This window comes from Nocardioides sp. (assembly GCF_025965415.1).
In the GTDB taxonomy this organism is placed as follows: domain Bacteria; phylum Actinomycetota; class Actinomycetes; order Propionibacteriales; family Nocardioidaceae; genus Nocardioides.
Map to the genome: position 1 here is coordinate 1 of NZ_JAOPWY010000131.1, position 6,309 is coordinate 6,309.

General features: G+C 66.9%; 6 protein-coding genes. 4 read left to right on the top strand and 2 right to left on the bottom strand.

Annotation, left to right across the window (positions count from 1 at the left end):
* Positions 1-345 precede the first annotated feature (345 nt).
* The 4 genes from JWN97_RS13790 to JWN97_RS13805 are packed head-to-tail and all read left to right on the top strand — an operon-like array spanning position 346 to position 3,676.
* A complete protein-coding gene (locus tag JWN97_RS13790) occupies positions 346-1,110 on the top strand; it encodes a transposase (protein ID WP_297623517.1) in 765 nt (254 codons plus the stop codon).
* Between the two features lie 56 nt (positions 1,111-1,166).
* Positions 1,167-1,529 carry a cupin domain-containing protein gene (locus JWN97_RS13795; RefSeq protein ID WP_297623520.1) on the top strand — a complete coding sequence of 121 codons (363 nt, stop codon included), beginning with the start codon at positions 1,167-1,169 and terminating at the stop codon, positions 1,527-1,529.
* Positions 1,526-1,957, top strand: coding sequence for a hypothetical protein (locus JWN97_RS13800; protein WP_297623523.1), 432 nt, complete (start codon positions 1,526-1,528; stop codon positions 1,955-1,957). The genes JWN97_RS13795 and JWN97_RS13800 overlap by 4 nt, the downstream gene beginning before the upstream one ends.
* Before the next feature lie 33 nt (positions 1,958-1,990).
* Positions 1,991-3,676: a hypothetical protein gene (locus JWN97_RS13805; RefSeq protein ID WP_297623526.1), complete on the top strand. Its 1,686-nt coding sequence runs from the start codon at positions 1,991-1,993 to the stop codon at positions 3,674-3,676.
* A gap of 404 nt (positions 3,677-4,080) precedes the next feature.
* Here the strand turns inward: JWN97_RS13805 and JWN97_RS13810 are convergent, their stop codons facing one another.
* The gene (locus JWN97_RS13810; RefSeq protein WP_297623528.1) at positions 4,081-4,530 is read right to left on the bottom strand and encodes a hypothetical protein; all 450 of its coding nucleotides are present in this window, start codon (positions 4,528-4,530) and stop codon (positions 4,081-4,083) included.
* Positions 4,531-4,756: 226 nt separating this feature from the next.
* Positions 4,757-5,983: a calcium-binding protein gene (locus JWN97_RS13815; protein WP_297623530.1), complete on the bottom strand. Its 1,227-nt coding sequence runs from the start codon at positions 5,981-5,983 to the stop codon at positions 4,757-4,759.
* Positions 5,984-6,309: the final 326 nt, after the last annotated feature.

A 6,309-nucleotide genomic window follows, 5' to 3' on the forward strand; every position in this document is an offset into this window, starting at 1 on the left:
CCGGGGCCTCCCACAATTGTCGGATAGGCCGAGCAGGCAGCCCCTGCTCGGTAACCCACGAATCTTGTGAGTGAGGCCCCGGCCCGCAACCAGCTCACGACGAGCCGGTCACTCCATACCGTCTAGACGATCCCGTCACGACCGGCGTCTGGCCAGACTCGATCCAGGTGCCCGGCGGGCAGCTCTTCAAGCGGCTGCCCACCGGCTGTTCTGGTGTGGCTCACTATCGGTCTGCGGCCCGCCGGTCACCGTGACGAGGCGTGGCTCAAGAAGGGACTGCCCAGCTCGTAGTAGCAATGCCCACCTCGCCGTCCACATTGGATCGAGCACAGGCGGGAGCAGCAGATGGAGCAGCAGGCAGAGCACGTGATCATCGGGGTCGATCCCCACAAGCTGTCGGCGACGATCGAGGTCGTTGACCAGCACGAACAGCTGCTCGGGTCCGGCCGGTTCACCACCGACCGGGCCGGATACGCCGCTATGCGCAGGTACGTCTCGACCTGGCCGGAGCGGGACTGGGCGGTTGAGGGCAGCAACGGTGCCGGCCGCCCGCTCGCGCAGCGACTGCTGGAGGACGGGGAGCAGGTCGTCGACGTGCCGGCCAAGCTCGCGGCGCGGGTGCGGCTCTTCGACACCGGTCACAACCGCAAGACCGACGCCCACGACGCGCACGCGGTCGCAGCCGTCGCCGTGCGCACCAACACCCTGCGAGTGCTGCATCTCGACGGGGAGCTCGAGGCACTACGGATGCTCACCGACCGTCGTGAAGCACTGACCAGGCGGCGGGTTCAGACCGTCGACCGGCTCCAGGCGCTGCTCGCCGAACTCCTGCCCGGGCAGGCGAAGAGGGATCTCACGACTGGTCAGGCCAAGTCCATGCTCGCGTCAGTCCGTCCCCGCGACATCGCCGGGAAGACCCGACGTCGCATCGCCGCCGAAGGGCTTGCCGAGCTGATCGCGGTCGAGGATCGACGCGAGTGCGTTCGTGGAGAAGGTCAGGGGCGGCCGTCTGCTACTCGTGAGCCGAGGAGCTGTGCTCTCACCCGTCGAGCACCAGGCATCGAGGTCCATCGTCACGTTGTGACGGCAGAAATCACGTCTTCTGAATGAGGGCTCGCATCCGGCGGGTCGTACCGAAGGAGCAGGCGATGCCTAGTGCCAACAAGATGACGACCCCGGTGGCGGTTGATCTCCCGCAGATCCAGGGCCGGTACGCCGACCTGGACGGCTACACGGTCGGCTTCGAGGCCTTCCCCGAGGATGCCGATCCTGCACCGCTCTTCAAGGGGCTGCCCGACGACCGGTGCCAATGCCCACATTGGGGCATCGTTCAGTCCGGGCAGGTCACCTTCCGGTGGGCCGACCACGAAGAGACGTACATGACCGGCGATGCCTATTACGCCGCTCCGGGTCACCTGCCCTTGATAGCGGCCGGCACCTCGGTCGTGGAGTTCAGTCCGAGTGACAAGCTCGGCGAGACCATGGCGGTCGTCGAGGGCAACCTAGCGATGAGCGGCGGTGGACGGTGACCACGAGTACCGACGCTCTCGCGCCGAGCGTGCAGCGCAGCGTTGCGGACTTCGTCACCTTCCTGGAGACCAGCGGCGAGAACGTGGCCGACGGGCTCTTCGCCCCCGACGCCTTCGCGGACCTCACCTTCCCGACCTGGCGGGTCCAGGTCGAGGGGGGCGAGGCGCTGGTCGAGGCCCGCCGAAAGATGCACCCGCAGAAGGGAGCGGTTCGACTCGAGAAGGTTGTTGCCACTGCTTGCGGATGGGCGGTCAAGCTCGAAGAGTCGTGGGAGGACGGCGGCGAGCAGTGGTACTGCCGCGAGGGATTCATCGCCGACCTGGACGAGCAGGGTCGGATCGTCGACTTCACGTTGTACTGCACCGGTGACTGGGACGAGGCTCGCGTGGCCGAGCACGCTCGTGCGGTCACGCTTCTGCGGCGCTAGCCCGGTCACGCCGGTCGTGCCACGATGAAGGACATGGAGACCGGCCAGGTCGACGCTGCTGCGGCGGCCGCACTCGATCTCGCCGGGACCTACCTCTTCGGCGCCGATCCGGGGCGGACGCCGGCGGTGCTGCACGAGGCCTACGAAAGTGCCGGCGACGAGGGGACCAGAGCGCTGCTCGCGGCGGCACTGGCGCGGTGCTGGGCATACGCGGGAGAACACTCTCGCGCCGTGCCCTTCGCCGCGGCGGCGCTCAAGCACGCCGCCGAGGACGGTGACCCGGTCATCCGAGCCGATGCACTCGACGCCGCTCTGGCCACCCATTGGGGACCCGACGAGCTGGAAGTACGACGAGAGCTGGCGGCGAAGCTGGCCGACGTGGCGGCGTGTTTGCTGGCGCCGGACGCCCGCACCCAGGCCCACATCTGGCTGTTGACGGTCGCGGCCGAGACGCTCGACGTGGCCGGGATGAACCGCCACATGCGTGCTCTCGAACTGTTGGGCGAGGAATCCACGAAGGCCAGGTTCTATGCCGCCTCCAGACGACTGATGCTGGACCTCATGCACGGCCGGACCGACACCATCGAGCCCCTGGCGCGTATCGCGGAGGACGCCCTGGCCCAGCTGGAACTGCCCGATGGATTCATGGTGATCGCGTGCATGCGCGGGTATGGCGCGTGCCAGTCCGGCAACATTCCGCCGGGGGTCGTCGAGCTGGCGCGGATGGGTGATCGCCTGGCCGAATCCGAAGGCATCCGGGTGCTGTATGCCGAGATCGCCTGGATCTATCAGGGACTCGGGATGCATGAGGATGCCCGCCGACTCGTCGAGACGTTCGACGCCGACAACCTCATCCGTCTGCCGCGGGACTACAACTACCTGCTCACACTCCAGCTGGCGCTCGACGTCGCGCTCGCGCAAGGGCTGACTCGCCTGGTGGAGGCAATCACACCGCAGCTGCTGCCTTATGCGGGCCGAGCGGTGATCAATGCCGGAGCGGTGATGTTCCACGGGGTCACCGACGATCCGCTCTCCCGGGCGTGCGACCTGCTCGGAGACCACGAACGGGCACGCACGTTGCGCGTCCACGCGCTGGAGACTTATCGCCGGTTGGGAGCGAGCTGGTGGGCCAAACGCCTGGCGGCGGTCGAGGAACCCGCCGGGAGCATCCGGACCAGCGGGGAAAGCATGACGCTTCGCCCCGGCCCGGCAGGTGTCTGGCTCGTCGGGCACGACGGCTCCGAGTCACCCGTTCCGGCCCGACGCGGCCTGGAGCACCTGCACACACTCCTGGCCAACGCCGGACACGAGGTGCCCGCAACCCAGCTCGCCGGAGCCCTGGTCGACCAATCCGATCTCGGCCCCACCGCAGATCGGGCCGCCTTAGGTGCCTACCGACGGCGTCTTGTCGAGCTCGATGCCGAGCTGGACCGGGCAGACGAATGGGCCGATGTGGGAATGGCTGACCGGCTCGCGGCCGAGCGCGAAGCGTTGCTGGTCGAGATAGCCGCCGCTACCGGCCTGGCGGGTCGCACACGCCCTACGGGCAGCAGCGCCGAACGCGCCAGAGTCACCGTCCGCAAGGCCATCAGCGCAGCCATTCAAGCCATCGATGCCGCAGACCCCGTAGTCGTCCGCCACCTCACCGCACACGTGCACACCGGCCAGAGCTGCATCTACGAACCCAGCCCGGACCGACCGGTGACCTGGCAGCTCTGACAAGCACAAGAAGCAGCAAAGTCTCGGAACCGTCGCGTTGCACCCCCCATCCGGGCATCGCGAATGGACCGTCACATACCCACTCGTTTCACAGGAAGGAATCAATCGATTGTTGCGGGGTGATGTGCCGCGGTGTGGCGCCAAGGAGCGAATCGACGCAGGCCGGCCCTCAGGGATGTGGCCCGCCACCAACCGGCGCATGCAGTTCTGATACTCACCAAGAACGCCGGTGGGCGCTCCCTGCGCAACACCAAAAGCTAGGGAGCGGCAGCCCGTTTGCGGCTACGCAATGTCGCGGGTACCAGGGACCCCTAAAGTGTCGCTGGAACAGGAGCCTCCTCGTCCCGTCAGGTCTTCCTGGGCGAGATTGAACTGCGTGGCGGAACCGCTTCGGATGATCGGCGCTAACCGGCCGGATAGGCGCGTAGGTCTTCATCGAGCTTGCTAAGGGCTTGCTCGTACTCGGTGCGCGCGAAGACGAAGGGCCCGAGGGTGGAGAGGTCCCATTCGCGGTGGCCTTGCCGGAAGCGGCTCCACGCCACTTGAGCGTGCGTGACAGTGATGTCGGCGACGAGAGGCCAGCATCCCCGTTCGCCGCAGTCGCAGCCGAGTAGAACGGTGTCACCGTCTTCGAACCACACTGCGCGCGGGTTCTCGAGGAAGTGAGTGGCGGAGCCGCCGATGGCCCATGGTGCGAGTCCCATGTAAGAACCGGCGAGATCGGGCTTGCCCTCGCGGTCAGTCCAGGGCTGTTCGGCGGCACGGGCGAGATCGATGAGGGAGGTCTCGTTGACGCTGATGATGACCTGAGTGATCCCGCTGCTGTCGTCGATTGCGAACTGCACCGTGTCCATCAGCGAAGAGTAGACATCTGGGGCTTGCTAGCGCTCCCTGATTTCCTGTCCCCGCCGACAGGCGGCGGTATGGGCGCCGAAGTATCCGACCCGAGTACGTTCGCGGACGGGGGCAGCGCCAGGGGCTCTGCTCGCAGCAGGTTCGCTGTATTGGGCCGGCAAAGTCGGATCCTCGAGAGCCGAGCGGAGCGACGCTTCGGCCTGGATCGATGCTGGGGAAGCTGCTCTAGGGCGAGCACCTCCTGGTCTGTTCGACATTGAGGCAGGTGTCGTTGCCCTTGCCGCCATCCGCTGTGTCATCGCCCTCACCTCCGTCGATAACGTCGTCTCCCTGGTCGCCCGAGAGCGAGTAGTCGTTGCCGTCGCCTCCATGAATGACATCGGCGCCTTGAAAACCGTTGAGCCCGTCGCTACCGCCGTACCCGATAAGCACGTCGTCGCCTCTGAGGCCGAAGAAGGTGTCGTCGCCTTCACCGCCCACCATGCGGTCGTCGTGCGTGCTGCCGTACAGGATCCACGACACGTCATCCGGCTCCGCGAAGGTGATGACGTCGGCTGGCGTCGGGTCTCCGCCGATGCGCCTGACAGTGCCCGCCACCATGTCCACCTCGACACCAACGGGACTGTCCCAGTAGTTCGGCACGACGTAGGCATCGCCGTGGACCGTGAGCCGGTCGCCGTCGCCGGTGAGTCCCACAAGGATGTCTCCAGTGGGACCGACATCGAGAATGTCGCGCCCAGGGCCGCCGGCGTGGTACCTGCTGTACCCATACCCGGACAGCGCGGTGACCACGTCTGGTCCTCGGCCCCCAATGGTGATGTTGTCAACCACGTCACGGCTGATGAGCCGGTCTGCGCCGGGCCCGCCGAGGAGCTTGTGCTCCGTCCCGCTGCTCGAGACCAGGCGGTCGTTGCCAGATCCACCGACGAGCTTGTCCCGGAAGCCCCAACGGTCGATGAGGTGATCGTCCCCCGCACCGCCTGCAAGCCGGTCACCGTGCTTGGCCAGGCTCCAGTCCCATGGGTTGCGTCCCCCGACGAGCTTGTCGTTGCCGGGCCCGCCGCAGATGACGTCCTTGCCATTGCGGCCGTAGATCGTGTCGTTGCCCCGCCCTGACACGATGACGTCCCTGCCGGATGTCCCAACGATGACGTCGTCCCCGTTCGTCCCGACACCGCCTGTAGACGCCGACAGGCCGATGCACGTCGGTCGGTCCGTGCCCGCGGTCTTGATGAGGGAGACGTACGCGAACGTAAGGGGGTCGCTGATGGCCGGATCAGGAGCGGCATGGACGGACGCGTGAGAAGCAGGCACCTCTGCGGCTCCGCCTGGGGCAAGCTTTGTTGTCTCGACACGGGACAGTGCCACTGCCAGCACCAGCGCGCTGCCGAGGAAACAGTATGACCGCACCGCGTAGCACCCGATGCGCTGCGATGGTCGCTTCGTGCTCATTCCCTGGCCCTGCACCGATGGGCCTGTCCGCGCATGGGGCTGCGGTCCCAGCTCGGTCGGGAATCTAAGTCCTTCCTGCTCGATTGCCTGGTGCCATGCAGCCTCGGGCGCTGCCTTCCGTATCGAGACGGCGAGCAACCCGACAGCGGGCGCCGCTCCGCAAAGATCGGCTGCTACAGACGCGAAAGGCGGCGAAAAGGCGGCGGATAGACGCACGTGCTCGCGGCCACGATCCGGGCGAGCTGGTTCACGCATGCCAGGGAGCGGCGCCGGGGCGCGCGCAGTGCCGACCTAGTCTGAGTGAGTTGCCCGTGCCAAGGAGGATT